Annotated in this window: 22 protein-coding genes; 5 read left to right on the forward strand and 17 right to left on the reverse strand. The window is 51.7% G+C overall.

Translation table 11 applies throughout. From position 1 onward, the window contains the following. Positions 1–116 precede the first annotated feature (116 nt). Entirely contained in the window at positions 117–923 is an 807-nt protein-coding gene (locus ACLIN2_RS22745; protein WP_411502212.1) for a helix-turn-helix domain-containing protein, read from the forward strand. 56 nt (positions 924–979) lie between these two features. Here the strand turns inward: ACLIN2_RS22745 and ACLIN2_RS22750 are convergent, their stop codons facing one another. The 3 genes from ACLIN2_RS22750 to ACLIN2_RS22760 are packed head-to-tail and all read right to left on the reverse strand — an operon-like array spanning position 980 to position 4,204. Then, positions 980–2,392 carry an amino acid permease gene (locus ACLIN2_RS22750; protein WP_328210544.1) on the reverse strand — a complete coding sequence of 471 codons (1,413 nt, stop codon included), beginning with the start codon at positions 2,390–2,392 and terminating at the stop codon, positions 980–982. A 43-nt stretch (positions 2,393–2,435) separates the two neighbouring features. Next, entirely contained in the window at positions 2,436–3,026 is a 591-nt protein-coding gene (locus ACLIN2_RS22755) for a YitT family protein (protein WP_411502213.1), read from the reverse strand. A gap of 41 nt (positions 3,027–3,067) precedes the next feature. Next, complete coding sequence (locus ACLIN2_RS22760) at positions 3,068–4,204, reverse strand: aminotransferase class V-fold PLP-dependent enzyme (protein WP_411502214.1); 1,137 nt, start codon at positions 4,202–4,204, stop codon at positions 3,068–3,070. A gap of 47 nt (positions 4,205–4,251) precedes the next feature. Between ACLIN2_RS22760 and ACLIN2_RS22765 the strand changes: the two genes are divergently transcribed. Together ACLIN2_RS22765 and ACLIN2_RS22770 are read left to right on the forward strand one after the other, a co-directional pair. Continuing rightward, positions 4,252–4,944: a Crp/Fnr family transcriptional regulator gene (locus tag ACLIN2_RS22765; protein WP_411502215.1), complete on the forward strand. Its 693-nt coding sequence runs from the start codon at positions 4,252–4,254 to the stop codon at positions 4,942–4,944. Positions 4,945–5,057: 113 nt separating this feature from the next. Beyond that, a complete protein-coding gene (locus tag ACLIN2_RS22770; RefSeq protein WP_411502216.1) occupies positions 5,058–5,237 on the forward strand; it encodes a hypothetical protein in 180 nt (59 codons plus the stop codon). 31 nt (positions 5,238–5,268) lie between these two features. Here ACLIN2_RS22770 and ACLIN2_RS22775 read toward each other — a convergent pair whose 3' ends face one another. The 3 genes from ACLIN2_RS22775 to ACLIN2_RS22785 form a co-directional block, all read right to left on the reverse strand. Further along, positions 5,269–5,763: a hypothetical protein gene (locus tag ACLIN2_RS22775; RefSeq protein ID WP_122961297.1), complete on the reverse strand. Its 495-nt coding sequence runs from the start codon at positions 5,761–5,763 to the stop codon at positions 5,269–5,271. A 194-nt stretch (positions 5,764–5,957) separates the two neighbouring features. Continuing rightward, positions 5,958–6,440: a hypothetical protein gene (locus tag ACLIN2_RS22780; protein WP_411502217.1), complete on the reverse strand. Its 483-nt coding sequence runs from the start codon at positions 6,438–6,440 to the stop codon at positions 5,958–5,960. After that, positions 6,415–6,561 carry a hypothetical protein gene (locus ACLIN2_RS22785; protein WP_400585586.1) on the reverse strand — a complete coding sequence of 49 codons (147 nt, stop codon included), beginning with the start codon at positions 6,559–6,561 and terminating at the stop codon, positions 6,415–6,417. Before ACLIN2_RS22785 ends, ACLIN2_RS22780 begins: the two co-directional genes overlap by 26 nt. A 592-nt stretch (positions 6,562–7,153) precedes the next feature. On the opposite strand from ACLIN2_RS22785, the gene ACLIN2_RS22790 reads away from it, so the two are divergent. Next, the gene (locus tag ACLIN2_RS22790) at positions 7,154–7,489 is read left to right on the forward strand and encodes a hypothetical protein (protein ID WP_411502218.1); all 336 of its coding nucleotides are present in this window, start codon (positions 7,154–7,156) and stop codon (positions 7,487–7,489) included. Positions 7,490–7,521: 32 nt separating this feature from the next. On the opposite strand, the gene ACLIN2_RS22795 is transcribed toward ACLIN2_RS22790, so the two are convergent. From ACLIN2_RS22795 to ACLIN2_RS22840, 10 genes are all read right to left on the reverse strand, one after another. After that, on the reverse strand, positions 7,522–7,689 hold the full coding sequence (locus tag ACLIN2_RS22795) for a DNA-binding protein (RefSeq protein WP_411502219.1): 168 nt from the start codon (positions 7,687–7,689) through the stop codon (positions 7,522–7,524). A 146-nt stretch (positions 7,690–7,835) separates the two neighbouring features. Then, positions 7,836–9,389, reverse strand: a complete 1,554-nt coding sequence (locus tag ACLIN2_RS22800; RefSeq protein WP_411502220.1) for a xanthine permease — start codon at positions 9,387–9,389, stop codon at positions 7,836–7,838. A gap of 192 nt (positions 9,390–9,581) precedes the next feature. Further along, positions 9,582–10,034, reverse strand: a complete 453-nt coding sequence (locus tag ACLIN2_RS22805; protein WP_411502221.1) for a nucleoside deaminase — start codon at positions 10,032–10,034, stop codon at positions 9,582–9,584. A gap of 27 nt (positions 10,035–10,061) precedes the next feature. Beyond that, entirely contained in the window at positions 10,062–11,012 is a 951-nt protein-coding gene (arcC, locus tag ACLIN2_RS22810; RefSeq protein WP_411502222.1) for a carbamate kinase, read from the reverse strand. Positions 11,013–11,067: 55 nt separating this feature from the next. Further along, a complete protein-coding gene (locus ACLIN2_RS22815; protein WP_411502223.1) occupies positions 11,068–11,349 on the reverse strand; it encodes a hypothetical protein in 282 nt (93 codons plus the stop codon). Next, positions 11,312–12,343 (reverse strand): cytosine permease, encoded by a 1,032-nt coding sequence (locus ACLIN2_RS22820; protein ID WP_411502224.1) that lies wholly within the window; start codon positions 12,341–12,343, stop codon positions 11,312–11,314. Before ACLIN2_RS22820 ends, ACLIN2_RS22815 begins: the two co-directional genes overlap by 38 nt. 82 nt (positions 12,344–12,425) lie before the next feature. Beyond that, positions 12,426–13,850 (reverse strand): DUF1116 domain-containing protein, encoded by a 1,425-nt coding sequence (locus ACLIN2_RS22825; protein WP_411502225.1) that lies wholly within the window; start codon positions 13,848–13,850, stop codon positions 12,426–12,428. A gap of 2 nt (positions 13,851–13,852) precedes the next feature. Continuing rightward, positions 13,853–15,397, reverse strand: coding sequence for an acyl-CoA synthetase FdrA (fdrA, locus tag ACLIN2_RS22830; protein WP_411502226.1), 1,545 nt, complete (start codon positions 15,395–15,397; stop codon positions 13,853–13,855). Beyond that, on the reverse strand, positions 15,379–16,284 hold the full coding sequence (locus tag ACLIN2_RS22835; RefSeq protein WP_411502227.1) for a DUF2877 domain-containing protein: 906 nt from the start codon (positions 16,282–16,284) through the stop codon (positions 15,379–15,381). Before ACLIN2_RS22835 ends, fdrA begins: the two co-directional genes overlap by 19 nt. Positions 16,285–16,290: 6 nt before the next feature. Next, positions 16,291–16,899, reverse strand: a complete 609-nt coding sequence (locus ACLIN2_RS22840) for an ankyrin repeat domain-containing protein (RefSeq protein WP_122961299.1) — start codon at positions 16,897–16,899, stop codon at positions 16,291–16,293. A gap of 261 nt (positions 16,900–17,160) precedes the next feature. Between ACLIN2_RS22840 and ACLIN2_RS22845 the strand changes: the two genes are divergently transcribed. Further along, positions 17,161–18,855 carry a PucR family transcriptional regulator gene (locus ACLIN2_RS22845; RefSeq protein ID WP_411502228.1) on the forward strand — a complete coding sequence of 565 codons (1,695 nt, stop codon included), beginning with the start codon at positions 17,161–17,163 and terminating at the stop codon, positions 18,853–18,855. 68 nt (positions 18,856–18,923) lie between these two features. On the opposite strand, the gene ACLIN2_RS22850 is transcribed toward ACLIN2_RS22845, so the two are convergent. After that, on the reverse strand, positions 18,924–19,061 hold the full coding sequence (locus ACLIN2_RS22850; RefSeq protein ID WP_170184444.1) for a hypothetical protein: 138 nt from the start codon (positions 19,059–19,061) through the stop codon (positions 18,924–18,926). Positions 19,062–19,276: the final 215 nt, after the last annotated feature.

The raw sequence follows: 19,276 nt of genomic DNA on the forward strand, positions 1-19,276 counted from the left end.
TGCGACAAATGTATTGTAAATTTCGGAACTATCAGTTTCTTGGCGTTTATATCATACTATTGGTAGCTATGTATCACGCGTGAACCTGACGATTTTGTAAAGGTGGTTATGGATGAATGAATCGCTTTGAAATCGCCGCCAATCTACCTCCTGTGCAGTACGGGTTTCGTCTGGAAACCAGCAGCTATCAGGAAAAGCTTGTCCCTTATCAAGGCCAGACCGTCCTCTATTACCAATACGTTATGGGAACGTCTGTCCATGCCATTCGCGTCGTACCTGATGGCTGCATGGATGTGCTGATCTGCTGTGATCCCCTTCGCCCTCATTCCCTGATGTGCGGGACCATTCTGAAAGGGGAAACCATTCCCTTTCAGAATGGCGCCACCTATTTCGGTGTACGTCTCACGCCCTTGCAAAGCTTGTATCTGTCCCCCACTCCGTTTCGCGATCTGATCGACCGTCAGCCAAATGTGAGTGACGTCATGCATGGAGCTGAAAGTCTCTGTGATGACATCGCGGAGCTGGAGCTGTTTGAGGAGCGCATCGCGCATTTCGAGAAATATTTGCTGCCGAAGCTGCTGTCATCCGAGCAACCTACTGGACTGCTTCCCTATTGCTTGCAGCAAATCTATCAATCCAAAGGGAACGTGACTGTCGATACTCTCGCAGATGACATCGGCCTATCCAGCCGCTATATCCGCAAAAAGTTCGTCGACACACTCGGGCTCTCGCCGAAGCAGTACAGCCGCATCACTCGCTTTCAAAATACACTCTCTGCCATGATGAACCGGACGAGCACTTCGGGAACGATCGCCAACGAGCATGGCTACTACGATCAGGCTCATTTCATCAAGGATTTCAAGCATTTTAGCCTGTTCACACCGATGCAGATCATCATGCTTTTGCAAACTCCCCCACTCTAGTCCCTGCAGACAGCAAAAAGTCCACCTCAGATAAGGTGGACTGCTGATCCTTCCTCTTATGCCGTTTTTCCAGACTGGTTCGAATCCGCATGCGATAGCTTTTTCTTGTACTTGGCATAGTAGATCAGGGTGAGGAAAACCAGCCATGGAACTCCGATAATCCAGGAGACGTTCCAGAACTCCGTATCCAAGCCCATGGTAATCAAGATCGCGGCGATCAGTACGATCCCGATGATCTGCAGGACCGGAAACAACGGTGCACGGACAGGAAGCTTCTCTCCTCCATTTTGCTCCCATTGCTTGCGGAATTTCAAATGCGACAAAAGCGTCAACAGCCAAACATACAAGGCACCGAACAAGGCAATTCCAAACAAGTAGTTATACGCCAACGGACTGATTTTGGAGATGAGAGCTGCGAGCGCCACACCAATGCTCGACAGCAGCAGGGCGTTGACCGGTGTGCCGTCCTTGTTCAGCTTGCCAAAAGACTCTGGTGCGTAATTGCTGCGCGACAAGGAAAAGATCATCCGCGAAGTCATGTACAGATTGGTATTCATGCTGGACAAGGCTGCTGTCAGGACGACGAAGTTCATGATACCTGCTGCAGCGGATATCCCGACGTGATCAAAAACGAGAACAAACGGGCTTTGGGCGATTTCCTTTGCACCTGCATTGATCCAAGGAACGACAGCGATCATGATTCCCATCGCGAGGAAGTAAAAGATGATCAAACGGACAACCATCGTACGCATCGCCCGAGGAACAGCCGAACGCGGGTCCTTGGCCTCCCCAGCCGTCACAGCGATGACTTCTACCCCGACAAAGCTGAAGATCGCCATCAGCACCGCCATCCATACGCCGCCAAACCCGTGCGGCAAAAATCCGTCATGCTTGGTAAAGTTTTCAAAGCCGACTGCTGGTGTCCCGATCCCCAGCACGACCGCGATACCGAAAATGATGAAAGCAATAATAGCTACTACCTTGATCATAGCGAACCAATACTCAATGCTGCCGAAGTTCTCAACCGAACGAGAATTGACGTAGAGCAAAGCCGCACCAAATCCGAGGGTCCAGACCCATACCGGAATGTCTGGGAACCAGTAAGTCATATAGATACCGACCGCGACCGCTTCTCCGCCTACCGCAATGACCTGCGCGGCCCAGTACGTCCAGCGAGAGGTAAAGCCTGCCCAGCCGCCCAAATACTTTTCTGCATAGACCCCGAAGGATCCCGCAGTCGGATGGGCGACAGCCATTTCCGAGAGAGAGAACATCATGATCACGGCGATAAACGCTGCAATCACATAGCTGAGGATGACTCCCGGCCCTGCGTAGCTGATTGCGATGGCACTCCCCATAAACAGCCCGGTTCCAATCGCTCCCCCAAGCCCGATCATCGTCAGCTGACTTTTGGTTAATCCTCGGTGTAGACCTGATTCACGTTCGAGAAAGTTGTCCTTATCCTTCATACAGTTGCCCCCCGTCATGACTTTCGATTTCAAATATTGCGAATTAACCTGTCGTACCTGCCTCGGCCTGCTGTTCACCACGGTTTCGCTGCCCCCATACCATGAACACGTCGACCGCTTTTCCTGCGACAATCAAAGAGAGAAGCGTAAAAATCGAGTGCAGCGCATCCGATACCAGCCAGGAAGCGATAACGATCAGGGCGTTCAGGGCGATCATCATTTTGCCGATCGTAGCGGCTGGCCAAATCTTGTTCAGAACCACGCAAGCGATATCGACACCGCCTGTCGTTCCACCGGCACGTAGGACCAATGCAATCCCCGCCCCACTGACTATGCCCCCGAGCAGCACTCCTGCCAGCGGCTGATGCCAACCGGGAAGGAAAGAAAATACCCATAAGAACAGCGACAAACTCACCATACCGACCAAGCTGTTGACGACAAATTTGCGCCCGACGAATCGGTAACCTAGCAGAAATAGCGGTACATTTAGCAAGAAGTAAATCAGTCCGAGGGAGATCGGGAGAAAGTAGCCGAGCAAAACAGCTACTCCCCCCAAGCCTGGAGCTGTGATTTCATTGGGCTGCATGAATAGGTAGTACGCGAGCGCCACCAATGCCGTACCCGCCAAAATCATGCTCCATTCCTTCCCGAGCGATTTTACGAGGGACGCGTTGTTCATCGATTCCCAAGAGCAGCCAACGCGTCGATCGCTGCCTTTACTTCTTGCTCTGTGTTGTAGAAGTGCGGAGCGATCCGAATCACATCGTTGCGAGCCGAGACCAGGATTCCTTTTTCCTTGAGAATGGCTTCCGCTTTGGAGGCTTGCGGAATGTAGATGGCCGTGTTGGCTGCCTTTTGGCTCAAATCGAGAGGGCTCATCACCCGCAGCCCTTTTTCCTGCGCGTAGGCAATCGCCGTACGGGACAGGCTTTGCAGATAAGCTTCAATCCGGTCTACCCCGATTTCGTTTAGCATGCCGATGCTTGCCGCCGCCGCGTAGCCATTGATCATCGGAGGGGTCCCCGTCTCAAAGCGACGTGCTGCCTGGGCAAAATCCAGTTGCTTGATGTCAAACGCAAACGGGCTGACACGCCCGAACCAGCCCGTTACGACTGGCGTAAGCTTTTCCGCTACCTCTTTGCGGACATACAGGAAAGCAATCCCCGGGATCCCCAGCATGTACTTTTGGACGCCCGCTGCCAGAAAATCAATGTCCATCGCTTTTACGTCAATCTGCACGCTACCCGCAGACTGATAGGCGTCTACGAACAGATATGAGCCTTTTTCATGGACGATCTGGGCGATTTGCTGTACATCCTGCTTGAAGCCGTTGTAATACGATACGTGGGGAATCGACGTAATCAGGGTCTGTTCATTCACCGACTCGCTGTAGTACGCTAACGGTATAACAGAATCTGCCGATGGAATAAACTGCACCTGTGCGCCTCGTTTCTGCTGGGCCAGCCACACGTGACCAATGCTGGGAAAATCCATTTCGGTCGTGACGATCTGATTGCGCTCCCCCGAGAAGTCCAGGGCAGTAGCAACAGAAGAGGCACAGTCTGAAACAGAGGACAGCACCGCGATCTCTTCCCGAGAAGCGTTGATCAGTCGGGCGAACTGTCCTTTGGCTTCCTCCACCTTATCCATCCACAGATTCCAGTCCATCCCGGTGTAGCGCAAGGTGTCCACATAAGCGGCGATCGCTTCCTGCACTTGCATGCTCAAAGCGCTTTGCGAGCAGCTGGACAGCTGAATTTTTTCGTTTACAATCGGAAAATAGCCTCTCTCACGGGCAAATGGAAACGTCATAACAATCCCTCTTTCTACTGTTCAATGATTGTGGAGTGATACAGATCATGATTTCGTTCTTCGATGACAAAACCTCGCCCTGGATGGAGGATCTCCCCTACGACTGGCATGAGGTCTATCCCCTCGGGCAAACCGTCCCGTACCAAAAGCACGAATCCATTTTTCATCAGGATCAGGCAGCAAAGCATGTCTACGTTGTCCTGCAGGGACGTATCCGCCTCTTTCTTACCACCCCTTCCGGAGAAGAAAAGGCGATCGCCATCATTGGAAAAAGCGGACTGCTTGGCGAATGCGGGCTGTTTGACCATCCCACCTACAACAACGGGGCAATCACGGCGAGTAAAGCAACCCTTCTGAAGATTCCAGTCGAGCGCTTCAAGGAAGCGTTTTCAACAAATCTTACACTCGCTCATCAGGTCCTGCGTTTTCTCGATGGAAAGAACCGGATTCTCGCTTCTCACACCATGCAGCTCAGTTTTTACTCTGCTGCCCAGCGGATCTGCTTCACCCTGCTGCAGCTGGGGAGTACTTACGGCAAAGGAATCGAGGGGAAACGAATCATTACGGTCCGTTTCACCCATCAGGAGCTGGCCAATGTCGTCGGCACCTCTCGCGTCACCGTCGCAGGGACGATGAAGGAGCTGGAGAGAAGGCACATCCTCTCTAAAAATGGCGGCTTGTACGTCATCGAGGATGAAGCGATGCTGTACCGCTCCGTCTTGGATGGCCTATCGATGTAATACCTTCACGATACAGGAAGAGCTCGACCGGAATCAGTAAAGCACTTTACACTTTTCGTATTTCGCGCCAAATTTCTGACTATGAATATGGGGAGAAAAAGGAGGCTTGCTGGATGAAGCTATGGGTATTTTTGATCCTAGTGATCGGTGGACTCTTGCTGTATGGGGGCGCTTACGAGTTCTTTTCGCGGAGAAAACGAAAGGTACGGCTGACTCCTGATAAGTACGAACAAACCTACACGGAGCAGCTGCTGCAGGACACGCGGGATTCCGTAAACAGGACGGACAGTTAAGCATGCCTGCCGACAAAAAAAAAGAATGCCTCTACCTAGAGAGAGACATTCCAAAAGAAATATTATCGAAATCATCCGGGCCGAGCGCATAGGACACCCGTACCCCATGCGCGTTTTTGATGGCAAAGGCGACTTGGTGGAGATATCCATCCCAGGATGCATCCAGATCCCCGTTCTTGGCAATCTGTCCTGCTGCTTCCGCGTTGTCCCAAATGCTGATAAAGGTGGCCTTTGGGTAGTCACGCATCACCTGATTGACAATGCGAAGTGCCAATATTTTTCGTTCCAGCTCCTGACCTTTTGGCGGCAGACTGGAATAGACGATAAACTCGTCTGGCTTGGCAGCTTTGTTCTCTACGAAGATGGAAATGTCATCGGAGGAAAGATATTTTTCCACTCGTGCTTCCACGGACGAAACGGTTTTTTCTTTTTCATGCGGCTCTCCATGCGTCTTTACATCCGCGCATCCTGACAATATCATCAGGAGGATCAGAGCAAGAGCCACGCTGGCTTTTCCTTTGCCCACCAATTATTCCCCTTTTCTTTTTTATCGGCTTATAAAATTCCATATTTTCCTGATAATTCCTTCTTTCCGATTGATTTACTTGTCCAACTCCATTTGTCCAAGCTAGCCAGCCCCTTCACGATGACAATTAATGGAACCCTTCTCGCCGAAAACGAACAGAGCCAGTTCCCCCTGAGGACTTGGCTCTGTTTCCCTTATCTTTTCTTTGATTTTCTACTGCTTTTGACGCTGCGGCGCTTCTTCCCCTTTTTTCCAGTGCCAGCTGCTCGCTTTTTCTTCCCTTTTCCTTTTTGATTGCTTTTCGCACTCTTATTGTAAGCGACGGAGCCAGGTCCTCCGCCAACTGCATGCTGCTGCTTCGTATTCAGGCTTTCAATGGCGGCATTGGTTCCGCCAGTACTGTCCGTTCCTCCGCCGCCTGCCACTTGGGTAGCCGAATTGTTGCCATTTCGCCTCGCCAGCTTAACCACCTGGTCATTGACGATGACGACTGCTTTGTTCTGCCCGTTATCACCTTTGCGGGCGCCATTTCTTTGGACAGGTCCCACCTGCTTGCCTTTCAACCCACGGTTTTTGGCTTTGCCGCCTGCTCCAACGGCCTGTTGCTGCTGGGAGTTGGTGGAGTCGATGCTCGCGTTGTTGCCTGCCGCACTAAATCTGCGTCGTATTGGGAGCATTGGTGAATTGGCTATTAAGGACCACGACTACCTGCCGATTGCCATTCAGTGGGGATTTAACAACCATGCGTTTATTTCCTTTTTGAAAAATCACTGTCAGCTTGTCATCCGCACGTGCCATATCGCCTTCATCCTTTTTTCTCGGACTTATCCTATAGCCAATGCATATGGGGGACAAATTGTGTGGGACCGTGTGACGCCTCGGCAAAAATATGCCAACGCCTCGCTGCAGCCGTTCAATCGAGTTTTTGTCGTCCTCAAAAAGATTTGAGATGTGCGTGTATATAAAAACGAGAATGGACCATAATAAAGTCATCGAGCTCGGTGGTGTGTTATTCAAACAGGCTTTAGTCTTCTAGGAGGCGATGTGCCATGGATGATTTACACGATCACCCAGCGAGTAAGGGAAAACCGTTCACTGCAATAGACTTCTAGCTTCATTACGGAGGTAGATGCGTCGCACGTGATTATCGGTAACACCCTAAAACCTAACGAGCTCGATGAATACCGTCACCTTTATGGTGGCGGTTATTTACATTCGGAAAACGGAGAAAAAAGCTCCGGTTCGTAGGGCCACCTCACTGGGGTCATTCCAATCGAAAAAACATACGATCTCGCCGTGTGCCATGCGGTGCTGCTGCATCTGTCCGAACCTGTGCGCCTGCTGACAAAAATGATCCATCATGTGAAGGCAGGCGGAAAAATGATCGCCTTTGAAGCGCACCGGAAAGGACGGCAACATCGGCTTGAAGCTGCCCTTGCTTTTTCAGCAGCTCGGCTTGCGTGAAGTACAGTGCCGGCAAAGCGACAAAGTGCATGTATCAAATCCGCAAGTAAACCCCGAAGATGCGGCCAAGCTTTACAAAGCACTGGCTTTCCCGGATCCCGGCGACCCAAGGACGTTCACTTCCCAACTGCAGGAGCGTGGAATGAGCAGGGAAGAAGCGGAGCGACAATATGCAGCGGAAAAGCTTTTGTCGATCGCCTATACTGCTTCTGTCCCCATGACTTATGCGCCCAGCATGAAAATTACTTTTGGAACGGTCTAGGTAGCTTGCCGCGGCTACAGGTCATTACCGCCCTACTCCGCAAAGCTCAACCCTTTTTCGGCTAGCGCAGCCCGCAGCTGCCCCATTGCTTTGGGTCCCATACCGTGAAGCTTGAGAAGCTCGGCTTCGCTTACTTTGGCTAGCTGCTCGAGACGGAAGAAGCCTGCTTGCGCGAGTGCTCGTTGTGCAGGCTTGGCCAAACCTTTTGGCAGTTCAGACTCCTCTCCTTGCTCTGTTCATTTCCATGCCCATCCCTCCTCTTCGCAAGTTCCTTTCTTCATCTTTCCCGCAAGACCTCCTCAACCTCTTGAGGGCTTCTCCTGCATGCTCTTACAAATTGCAAAGACTATGCCTTTACATTCGACTCCTGCAGCTGAGTCTGCGGTGAATTGCGATCCATCATATGCTTGCCGACGAAGATCGCAGCCACCATGAGATAGGCGTAAACGAACTGCATGGAAGGGGCTTGAGCAAATCCGACAGTCGGCGCGTGAATGATGCCGAACAGAGACAAGACAGAGCCAGTCGCACCGGCGATGGCAGCCCGCATCGGTTTATTGGTGATGGCAAAAATGGCGATGCATCCCCAGACCATACTGCTGAGCGGTGCCCCATTTCCCAAATGCACAAGACCGTTGTAATAAACGCCTTTGTTTGCGAGGACGGCTGCCCCGACCTTCGCGCCCGTCGTTCCTGCTGCTGACAAAACGTTGTTCGTAAGCGTCAATGCCCAGTTTGCGATCCACGGGAACATACATATGAAGATCACCGGTACCTCCAGCTTCGGCGTCTCCCGAACCACCTGATTGGCTGTCACGATCCCGATGTACACCAGGATCGGTACGATGGCTGCGACAGGAATGACCGCCAGCAAAAACGCCCCGAGTCCGAAAAGTGAGATGATAAACATGGACAAGCCTGTAGCCACTGTGTAGCCAATACCTGCCCCCAGTGATTTCCAGCCTGCGTGCCCCACATACACAGTTACCGGATACGGATTTCCGCAGAAGCAACCGATGATGGAGGAGATTCCATTGGCCAGCATGACTTTTCGCGTATTGTATTCGTCACCTGCCGCATGGGCACTCTCGATGTTTTCCAGGTCAAAGATGTAATTGGCGAGTCCGAGTGGTACTGCTGAGGCTAAATAAGGCAGGGCATGAGGAATTCCTTGGATCAAGCTGTCGATGTGAACCGTAGGAGGATTGAAGCCAAACGACTGCATGGATGCTGCGATCGCTGCCGGATCCTGCAAGCCGAAAATCCACGCCAGCGCGGTTCCGGTCGCCAGCAGCAGAAAGCCTGTCGGGATCTTGGCAAATAGTGGCGATTTCCCGAACCAGTTGAGGAAAATGATAATGAGGACTGCAAATGCCACGAGCGGTGTCTCAAACGATTGCAGCATCGGGTTCATCGCCAAAAGCAGCAGACCCAGACCTGACAGGCAAGAGAGCAAAACCGTGCGTGGAATCATGCGGCGGATGGTATCCCCGAGGAACGAACCGACAACGAGAATCATCGCTTCAAAAAAGCACCAGACGAGGGCGATCTGAAAAGCAAATTCAGCGTTCTTGGTCGACAAATAAACAGGCAGGATAACCAGAAACGTAACGGTAAAAATCGAGGGTGCACTCGGACCGGAAGGCAGTGCCGTTACATCTTTTCGCCCTGTCTTCTTCGCCAAGTAGTAGCCAAACACGAAATAGCAAATACTGGCCAGGCAAATCCCCAGACCAAAAGCCGGAACCACGCGACCATACACAATGTCTTCCGGAAAGCCTACCACGAACAGCAGCAGCGCAATCATCGTCAGAAGGTTGGTCAGGTTGTTCGCCAATAGTCCAAAATACGCTGCCCAGTCGCCCTTTTTCCACAGAAACCCTTTCATCATTTGATCCATTTTCGCTCAGCTCCTACGTAATGAAAGATGGATGAAGACATCAGTGCTTCGAGCCTGTTGAAATCCGATGAGAATGAATGAGAGCCGATCATGGAGTTGATAGGGAAATCATGCTGTCTGAAGCCTCATGAATGGCAGGAGAAGGGCAGTGCCCCAAAGACCATGACACTGCCTCCCCTCTCCTCTCGCCGCTTACACGTTTGCTTGGTGATGGAAATGCGTGAACAGATGATCGCAGTCCTCACGCTTCTCTACCTTGATCATGTTCAGCGCACTCATGTCTTTGCCCGACAAGTAGTCGCGCAGATGCTTGTCCGAAAAACCGTGCTCATGCGCATCGTCGTTGGTGGAGCAGTAGTATACTTCTTTGATGCCCGCCCACATGATGGCACCTACGCACATCGGGCAAGGCTCGCACGTCGCGTAAATTACGCAGCCTTCCAGATTCATCGTGCCGAGAATTTTGCACGCTTCGCGAATCGCTACCATTTCAGCGTGCTGGGTCGGATCGTTATCTGCAATCATGCGGTTGCTGCACACGACAATAATTTCGCCATCTTTCACTACCGCTGCCCCGAAAGGACCTCCGATATGGTTGTCCATCCCTTCGATGGTCTTCTCTACTGCTAGCTTCATGTAATCCATCGTGATGCTTGCCTCCCTTTTCTGCCCTTATTTCACAATGTGCGTGCCTGCCTGATTGTTGACCGCGTCTTTTAAGCTCTCCGGGTTCGTGATGATGACACGGGATCCGCTTTTTTCTAGGAAGCTCAGGCTCGCTTCGATCTTCGGCAGCATGCTGCCTTTGGCGAAGTGCTCCTCTGCGATATACTGCTTGGTTTCTTCGATGCTGATTTGCTCCAGCGCCTTTTGGTTAGACTTCCCGAAGTTGATGCAAACGCGGGGAACACCCGTGGTGATAATGAGCGTCTCCGCCTGGATTTGCTCCGCCAAGAGGCTCGTCGCAAAGTCTTTGTCGATCACCGCATCGATCCCGTCGTACGCATTGTCACCCGTCTTCACGACTGGGATGCCCCCGCCGCCTGCTGCAATCACCACATAACCGGAGTCGATCAAGGACTTGATCGCATCCTTTTCGATGATATCGATCGGACGTGGGGAAGGAACGACACGGCGATACCCTCGTCCGGAATCTTCCACCATCACCCAATCAGGGTGCTCCGTCTTCATCGCTTCGGCTTGCTCCAGTGTAAAGAAGGAACCGACGGGCTTCGTAGGATTCTGGAAGTTCGGGTCATCGATGCTGACCTCCACTTGGGTAATCACGCTCGCTACTTTCTGCTTCATGCCGCGCTTTGCAAATTCGTTCGTCAACGCTTGCTGAATCTGATAGCCAATCCCGCCCTGTGTTTCTGCCACGCAGTTCACCAGCGGGATAGTCGGCATCCCTGTGATTTCGTTCGCAATCTCACAACGGCGCATCGCGAATCCTACTTGCGGGCCATTGCCATGCGTTACCACTACCTTGTAGCCTTCCTCGATCATATCGGCAATATGGGACACCGTTTCTTTCACGGCTTCATATTGATCCTGGATCGAGTCACGTCCATTTTCTTTTACGAGTGCGTTGCCTCCGATCGCAACAATAACAAGTTCTCCCATCTGTATACCCCTTTTTCTGATGATATGGTCTCTACGGTTCACTGGGCAGAAACACTTAGTTGGATTTGTTCAAACGATAGCAAAGCGTGTAGAGCACGAAGGAAAGAATCAGCCCACTGAAAAAGGCGAATTGATTGAGCGTAGCCAACAGAGGAACATTCGTGAAGAAGGCACCGGACATTGGAAAGATGAAGCTGATCGCCATGACCACGCAGGCAACCAGATTGTAGCCGCTCACATATCTCCCGTTATCTCCAGGCTTCACGTAGATCGTGGACAAATCCAGCTTTCGTTTACGCTCAATGTAGTAGCTCGATAGCATTGCCAAAAACCACAAAGCCTGTAGCCCCTACATTCAAAGCCAAAATCAGGACGATGACGGAAAACTGATTTTCGATTTTTCCGATGGCATCCACGATGTTGAAAATCGTCTGTCCAAACGCGATTTCCGTGCCGACGATCAAGCCAATGCACGTGATCGCGAACAGAACGTAGGAGACGATCATTCCAAACGGCAAACCGACTATCGCTGCCCGCGGTGTTTTCGCACGCTGTGTCAGGTCAGAGATGTTCACGATCGGACCTGCCCAGTTGGAGACCAGTGCACTCACGCATGCGATGAACACGAGACCGTTTTCCATTGGCTTAGCTGGCACGTAGTCCATAATCGGCCCTACCCCACCTGCAATCCAAATCGCCCAGATCGCTGCGCCGATGATGAAGATGTAGACGACAGGAGACGAGTACTTGCTAAATACACTCAGGATGTTCATTCCGCCTAAAAACAACAGGACGGTTACTACCCACAAAACAATGTACGAGAGCATGGTCGGAAAGTCCAAGCCAAACAAGTCAAAGCCTGCTCCCCAGGACATGTACCCCGGAAAGATTTTGGCAAATATCACGTTCAACGATTGCGCCCCTACAACTGTCGTCGCTCCAAAAAAGACGACCCCAGCGATCAGACCGCGGCACAGAGCTGGAATGACGGACCCTTTTACCCCAAACGAATCGCGCAGCAGCATGGCAAACGGAATCCCGTACTTGGAGGCTGAGTAGCCGTTCAGCACATAGCCAGCGGAAACGATGGCAGCGGACAGCATCACCGCCCAGAACACTTGAGGAACGCTCAGACCGAGTGCAAAGAACCCAGCGACCGTCATATACGACATGATGTTGTGAACAGCGCCCATCCAAACCGTTATATAGGAAAAGATACCCCAATCGCGCTCTGCAGAGGATTTCGGTAAAATATCCTCGGAATAGCCATAGGATTTCCACTGCTCTCTCGATTCTTTTTCATTCGATGATTGCCAATCTAGTTGTGCCATGTTCCATTCTCCTTCATCAAGCCTTCTCTGCACGTGACCCTCGCATGTTGCGCGAGAGCCTCGTGCGCCAGAAGAGGGCTTGTTAGCTGATACGCTCGCTCAAAGTCAGGAGGGCCTTTTCAAAAGCCTCAATCGGTGGGTACGTGATACCCGCACCGATCATGCCGATCCCTGCTTCTTTGTGGGCAATCGCCGTATTGATGATCGGCAAAATACCGGTTTGCACCACGTTGCGAATATCGATGCCTGTAGCGACCCCTTGGAAATTCAGGATCGGGATCGTCACATTCGGATTTTCTGCGGTTGTGATTTCTTTCATTTTGGTAGAGAAGCCGATCGCTTCTTCTACGGTTCCACCAACCAGTGCCACGATCGCTGGCGCCGCTGCCATCGCAAAGCCGCCGATGCCATACGTTTCCGTAATCGCGCTGTCACCGATATCCAGTCCGGAGTCTTCCGGCTTGTAGCCTGCAAACATCGGTCCAATTACCTTTTGCGCAGGGCCAGTGAACCATGTGTTGCCTGGCATGCCGCTGACGCGGATTCCAAACTCTACGCCATTGCGCGCCATAGTTGTGACGATGGTGCTGTTCTCGATTCCGTGCGCTGCGTCGAGAGCACATTTGCACATAGCCATCCAGGTCGGACCCGAGAAGTAGTCGCTGCTTGCTACGAAATCAAAGACTTGGCGTTTTTGCTCCTTCGTGTAATCTGTTTCCAGGATGTACGGAGTCAGAGCTTGGATCAGCAGAACCGTACCCGCATTGTTGCGGTTATGGCACTCGTCGCCCATGTGCAAAGCTTGAGCGAGCATGAGGCGCAAATCGATTTCGCCCGCGATTTTCATCGCATCGCGCAGCATTGGACCGAGCACGTCGCGCATCCAGTTCAGACGGGTAATGACACTTTCGTCATTTGCACCCATTCGGAGGATTTTAGACATTTGCTCGCTCATGTTTGTGTATGCCACGTTGCCGTACGTCTTGTTCTTGACCACATGCATGAACATCGATGCGGAAGTGACACCTGCCATGGAGCCAACGCAGTTGTGCTCGTGGCATGGAGCAAAGGTAATCTCGCCGGACGCTGCTACTTTCTCTGCTTCCTCGATATCCTTTGCCAAGCCTTCGAATACGAGCGCACCTGTAACGGCACCCTTCATCGCTCCGTTCATTTTCTCCCACGCAATTGGAGGTCCTGCGTGCAGGATCGTCGTCTTGGTCATTCCTGGAACGACATTGATCGCTTGGTCAAAGCCCACCAGCATCGGCTGGGACTGAATGATCCGCTCGACAGCCACCTTGTTTGCCGCTTCGATTTTCTCTGCCAGCTCTGGGTTTTCCAGTCGATCCAAAGCAGCGATCAGCTCAGGCTTGCCACCGCCTGGCGGTTTCCACTCCAGGTGTGTCGCACCTGCTTGCTGCTTGATGATGTCATCTTTAAAAAATTCGATCCCTACGTTGATCGCATGAATTTTACTTGAAAACAGCTCGTTGATTTTGCTCATCGTTAAGCCCCTTTCGTTACGAATTCTCTAGCCAACAGACCTGCGCTCGTGCTGCTGCTCGCGATGGTTACACCTGCTGCCATCAGCTTGTTCACCTGATCCTCAAACTTCGGAGAGTCCAGATCAGTTCCCATTACATAGCCGAGAATTTCCAGATGACGTCCTTCTTTTTCAGCCAGCTGCTTCGCCTCGAGGATCGCTGGCAGCATAACACCCACTGGATCTTCGTTTGCACCAAAGCCCAGGATGAAGTCCATCAGGATGACGCCAACAGAAGGATCCTTCGCTTCCTGCAGGAATCTGGCAATACGGGAGGACGGGTCGATCATCGGATGCGGTTTGCCGTTCGTAAAGTCATCATCGCCCATATCCAGGAAGGTGTGCGCCTTGCTCTCATGCAGGTTTTTCAGCTTGTAATCCGAGTTCTTCTGGATGTTGCTGTATACGTCTCCAAACGTTTCCATCGCGATGTACATCGCCTCATCGCACAAGGTACCGCCGCAGAACAGTCCACGCACGTACTTTTGCTCAGGAGTCAGCTTGGCGCGGACTTCTTCAATCAGCGGCCAGTTCAGAGCGCGCTTGTTGATTTCGTCTTCGTTGGCTCCTGCCAAAACGACGGCTTTGAGAGCCGCTTCCTTCGAGGTTTTCGCGAAATGCGCGCCTGCCGCGAGGACCGCTTCTTCTTTACCACCGATGAAGTACACGACTACTGGCTTTTTGCACTCTTTCACTTGTGCCAGCACTTTTTCTTCCACGCTTGGTGCTGGAGGCTTGGAGATCAGCACGATGACTTTTGTCGCTTCATCCTCGTCCAACGCTTTGATTCCATCCAGCATCATGATGCCGCCTACTTGCTCGCTCAGATCGCGACCGCCTGTACCGATCAGCTGGGTGATCCCGCCGCCGAAGTCGTGAATGCGTACGCTCACCTCTTGGCTGCCTGTTCCCGAAGCGGCTACGATCCCGATGCTTCCTTTGCGAACGGCATTTCCGAAGCACAGGGCTACGTTTCCGATAATCGCAGTACCGCAGTCAGGTCCCATCATCAAGAGGCCTTTTTCGTGCGCGTATTGCTTCAAAGAGATTTCTTCCTCGATGCTGACGTTGTCGCTAAACAGCATGACGTGCAGGTCGTTTTCCAATGCCTTGTGCGCTTCTCTCGCGGCAAACGCACCGTTCACGGAGATGATGGCGAGGTTTGCTTCCGGGATGCTTTTGGCAGCCGAGTCGATGGTTGCATATTTGACCTCGCTCGCGCCTTTGGTTTCGCCTTTTTTGGCGAAAAGCTCCTCGATGCCAGCGAAAGCATCGTCGCAAAGCTCGTCCGTCTCTGCTTTCACGACGATCATCAGATCACTGCTTTTCGCCTCTTCGATTTCTTGAGTCAATAGTCCGACGTTGCGCAGGACTTCCTTGTTCATTTCCGTACCCATCGCGATAACTGCTTGTTCCACACCTGAAAGCTGGTTCGCTTTTGTCGACAAGGACATCAGCGACACGGAATCAAAATAGGTGCTCTTCTTGATCACGACTTTGATAGACATACGTTACCTCCCGTTTCTAATTGGAGCATGAGTCCGCTGACCAGCCCCATCGTCATGTCAGTGCCCGACGACGAGCCGATGCTGAGCACTTTGTCCAAAGAGCGAATGACGTCATCGACCGTTCCCTCGATGGCGGCTTGGAGCAGACTTACGATCGATTCTCTTACGTGGCCGACCGCTGCTTTTTTGATCATCATGTAACTGATTTCGTTCGTTCGCTGGCATGTTTCGAGGGCAAGCTTTTCGAAAAATGGGTATGGCAAACAGCACGGAGCGTTCGGCAGATGATAGACGCTAAACAATCCCGCAAGATAATCGTCTCCTGATGGCGTCAATCCAGGTCCGAGCCCCACGAGCCCAATCGCGAGCTCGCATGCCTCGGACCACCTGCCAAGAGCCAGCGACTGATACAGCTGACTCGTTCTCGCACCCAAGAGCGCCGAGACTTCTGCTTCAAAAACATTGGCTGGCGATGACGCCTTTTTCAAACCGCCCGGCTTTCCATGAGCGGCTACGTACTCCTTTATGAAAGCAACATGCTCCCGCAGCTTCTGATCCTTTTCCGGATAAACCGGGAGCCTGCATTCCCATTGCTTGGCCTGCTGCCAGGTTAACGCCAGTGCCTGACCGATGAACAACGCACCGTCTCTCACAAACACTGGGTCGTCCACCGCTACTCCCAGGTTTTGAAAGCGCTTTCGATCCGTCACTAGCGTATTTGGCCCGTTATCCAGCTCCACACAGGCGATCGTGAACAGCTCTTCCTTCTCTCTGCAATGCAGGTTGATCGTCCTGTCAAAAAGGCTGTGAACAGACCCGCTAAACACGCCACTGGCGACTTGATTCAGAAAATCGGCATCACCCGACAATGCTTGAGCTTGTATCACGCTCGTTTAGTACGCCCCGGCATCGAGCAGGATTTGCTCGATTTCCTTGAAGCCTTTTTGTCTTGCCAGCGTAAGTGGTGTGACGCCGTATTTGTCCACCATATTCACGTTTACTCCGTGTTCGATGAGCAGCTTGATGATCGTCTGCTGCCTCTCACCGCCGTCATTCAAAATGATCGCTTCGATGAGCGGTGTCCAACCGACAAAATTGGTATGGTTCACATTGATGTCAGTGGTGGTGAGGAGCTCACGCACGATTTCCACATGACCTTTTTCGCAAGCAGGGGTAATCCCTACGCCGCCGAAGCGAGTCAACAGCTCGAGGTTCGTACCTGCTTTGACCATCAGCTTCACAAGCTCCAATTTGCCGTTGATGCAGCCGTACAGGAACGGATTGAAGCAGGTTTCATCCTGCAGATCAATATCTGCCCCAGCCTCGATCAAATACTCGACTGCGTTGTAGTGATCGTTCATCGCCGCCAGCAAAATTGCGGTTCTTTTCTGCTTGTTTCGCGCATTGATATCGACGCCTTGCGCTACGTAATTTTGGAGTGCTGCGATATTGCCCTCGCTCGCTGCTGCAAGGAACGATTGTACGAGTTGATTATCAGCCATGTTGTACCTCCTGCTATCCTAGTCAGCCTATCAAAAAGAACAGATTGCACAATCAAATCCCTATGATATAGTTGACTGGTATAAAACGCCGCCTACCGTAGATAGACGGGTGAAATAGCGGGTATGAAACCCCTGCAGCCTTATTGTAGGCAGGATCCACTCTGTCGTCATTGTGTATCGAAACTAAAAAAGAATCGGCTTCGTTGTGCACAATGCACAATTCTTATTCCTAGCAGCTTACTTGGAAAGGAGTGCCACCAAGTGCTCACGATCAAAGACCTGCTTCAGATCAAATCGATAGACGGCATGCGCATCATCGCCGGAGAGCAAGGCATCAACAACGTCGTCTCGATCGTCAACATCATGGAAAACCCGGACGCTTTTGACTGGCTTACTCCCAATGAGCTGCTCTTGTCGACCGGTTTTATTTTCAAAGATAACGAGGAGCTGCAAAACCGGATCATCAAGGAGCTGGCTGAAATCAACTGCTCTGGCTTGTGTATCAAGATGCATCGCTACTTCGATGAAATCCCGCAAAACATGATCGATCTGGCCAACCAATACGGACTGCCGCTGTTGGCCCTGCCGTTTGAGTACACCTTGTCTAAAGTGATCGCGATCATCAACGAAAAGGCGTCGGGAAGGTACGACCTGCTTAACCGCAAATCGCTCGACATGCACAACTCGCTGTTCCGCATCGCGCTGGAAGGCGGCGGTATCGACCGGATCTCTGCCGAGCTGTCAGACAACATCAACAACCCGATCCTCTTTCTCGACCGGGACTGGAACCTGCTGCACTACACAGAGGTCAAGGACAATCCCATCCCGCTCGCCTCCTGCCTGCATCTGGTACGAAACCGCCCTGTCTTCACCAAAGAATTCACGGATACGATCCCCCGCAACATCAGCCAGATCAAGAAATCGGTGAAACGGATCTATCATTCCAAAGGCCGGGAAATCAAATGCCGCATCCTGCCGGTCGCAGTCGCCAACTACATTTACGGCTATATCATCGTATGGCAAACGATGCGGGAGCTGACCGAGTTTGACTACATCGTTCTGGAGCAGTCCTCCACCATTCTTGCGCTGGAGAGGATACGCACCCGTGAGCTCGAGGAGGTCAAGCTGACGATCCGGCAGGACTTTTTTGATGATCTGCTCACGGGAAAGCTCACCTCGATCGATTCGATCCAGCCGCTGTGCGATCTGCACGGAATCAACGCGAACTACATGTACTACTGCATGGTCATTACGATTGAGCCTGACGTGGTGGGCAGTCTCGAAGACATGGTCGTCCGAAAATATGAGCAGGACCTGATCGCGAAAAAATGTGTCGACCTCGTTTATGAACACGCCAGCTCTGCCAATGGGGAAATCATGTGCTTTTACCGCAATAACCGCGTCATCGTGCTGGTTGGGCAAAACGAGTACAGACCCACCATTACGATCAGTGAAGCGAAGCAGTTTGCCGATGAGCTGTACGAGACGCTGCTGGCCAAGGTCAAGAAAACGACCTTTTCTGTCGGGATTGGTCGTCAGTACAAGACCATCACCTCTTTGCACAAGAGCTTTTCCGAAGCCCACGAAGCCATCCGGCTCAAGCACAAATTCGATGGGAAGGGTGCCGTCTCCCACTTTGAAGACTATTCGATCTATCACTTTCTCGAATCCAATATCAAGGCAAGCGAGCTGGAGGATTTCTTTTTAAAACGACTGGGGAAAGTCCATGAGCACGATCTTGGATTTGGCACCAGCTTCATGACGACGCTTGAGAGCTATTTTTCTCATAATCAAAACGTGAGCGAAGCAGCGAAAGCTCTGTTCATCCATCGCAACACGTTCATTTATCGAATCGACAAGATCAAGGAGATTCTCGGCACGGACCTCAAGCACTCCGAGGAGCTGCTGCAGATCCAGCTCGCCCTGAAAATCTACAAGCTGCTGCAAAAGGAATGAATCCTACCTATGTAATCCAGGCCCATCCCAATCTTGCGGGATGGGCCTGACTTCTTTGTGGTTACATCTTAGTCGTCTTCAAAATTCTCTTCAATCTCACGCAGTTGGTTCAGCGCTACACGAAGAGCCCGGATGGCTTGTTCCAATGCACGCTCCAATTCACGAATTTCCCGAAGCGCGTTTTCTTCATTTCTTCCATATCCCATGCAAAATCTCCCCTATCTCCTTATTTTGCGATCGGAAAGCGTACAACCTGAGCTTGTTCCTATCGCTAGAAGCATTTGTATGTAAAAAAGGGACAGCCCGTTCAACCTTTGGGACAAGATTGGGTAGCCAAGCCGGTAATTTTGATGATTTTACCCAGAGTGAAAGGGATAACTGACAGTGAAAAGTCCGTTTACTACTGCTGCACCATTTGGTA

The sequence above is a fragment of the Brevibacillus centrosporus genome (assembly GCF_046622605.1).
Taxonomy (GTDB): Bacteria; Bacillota; Bacilli; order Brevibacillales; family Brevibacillaceae; genus Brevibacillus; species Brevibacillus centrosporus.

What these genes read in the sequence shown, in the direction of transcription:
- ACLIN2_RS22745 (WP_411502212.1), top strand. Translation starts at nt 117, where the DNA reads ATGAATCGCTTTGAAATCGCCGCCAATCTACCTCCTGTGCAGTACGGG.
- ACLIN2_RS22750 (WP_328210544.1), bottom strand. Translation starts at nt 2,392, where the DNA reads ATGAAGGATAAGGACAACTTTCTCGAACGTGAATCAGGTCTACACCGA.
- ACLIN2_RS22755 (WP_411502213.1), bottom strand. Translation starts at nt 3,026, where the DNA reads ATGATTTTGGCGGGTACGGCATTGGTGGCGCTCGCGTACTACCTATTC.
- ACLIN2_RS22760 (WP_411502214.1), bottom strand. Translation starts at nt 4,204, where the DNA reads ATGACGTTTCCATTTGCCCGTGAGAGAGGCTATTTTCCGATTGTAAAC.
- ACLIN2_RS22765 (WP_411502215.1), top strand. Translation starts at nt 4,252, where the DNA reads ATGATTTCGTTCTTCGATGACAAAACCTCGCCCTGGATGGAGGATCTC.
- ACLIN2_RS22770 (WP_411502216.1), top strand. Translation starts at nt 5,058, where the DNA reads ATGAAGCTATGGGTATTTTTGATCCTAGTGATCGGTGGACTCTTGCTG.
- ACLIN2_RS22780 (WP_411502217.1), bottom strand. Translation starts at nt 6,440, where the DNA reads ATGCTCCCAATACGACGCAGATTTAGTGCGGCAGGCAACAACGCGAGC.
- ACLIN2_RS22785 (WP_400585586.1), bottom strand. Translation starts at nt 6,561, where the DNA reads ATGGCACGTGCGGATGACAAGCTGACAGTGATTTTTCAAAAAGGAAAT.
- ACLIN2_RS22800 (WP_411502220.1), bottom strand. Translation starts at nt 9,389, where the DNA reads ATGGATCAAATGATGAAAGGGTTTCTGTGGAAAAAGGGCGACTGGGCA.
- ACLIN2_RS22805 (WP_411502221.1), bottom strand. Translation starts at nt 10,034, where the DNA reads ATGGATTACATGAAGCTAGCAGTAGAGAAGACCATCGAAGGGATGGAC.
- arcC (WP_411502222.1), bottom strand. Translation starts at nt 11,012, where the DNA reads ATGGGAGAACTTGTTATTGTTGCGATCGGAGGCAACGCACTCGTAAAA.
- ACLIN2_RS22820 (WP_411502224.1), bottom strand. Translation starts at nt 12,343, where the DNA reads ATGGCACAACTAGATTGGCAATCATCGAATGAAAAAGAATCGAGAGAG.
- ACLIN2_RS22825 (WP_411502225.1), bottom strand. Translation starts at nt 13,850, where the DNA reads ATGAGCAAAATCAACGAGCTGTTTTCAAGTAAAATTCATGCGATCAAC.
- fdrA (WP_411502226.1), bottom strand. Translation starts at nt 15,397, where the DNA reads ATGTCTATCAAAGTCGTGATCAAGAAGAGCACCTATTTTGATTCCGTG.
- ACLIN2_RS22840 (WP_122961299.1), bottom strand. Translation starts at nt 16,899, where the DNA reads ATGGCTGATAATCAACTCGTACAATCGTTCCTTGCAGCAGCGAGCGAG.
- ACLIN2_RS22850 (WP_170184444.1), bottom strand. Translation starts at nt 19,061, where the DNA reads ATGGGATATGGAAGAAATGAAGAAAACGCGCTTCGGGAAATTCGTGAA.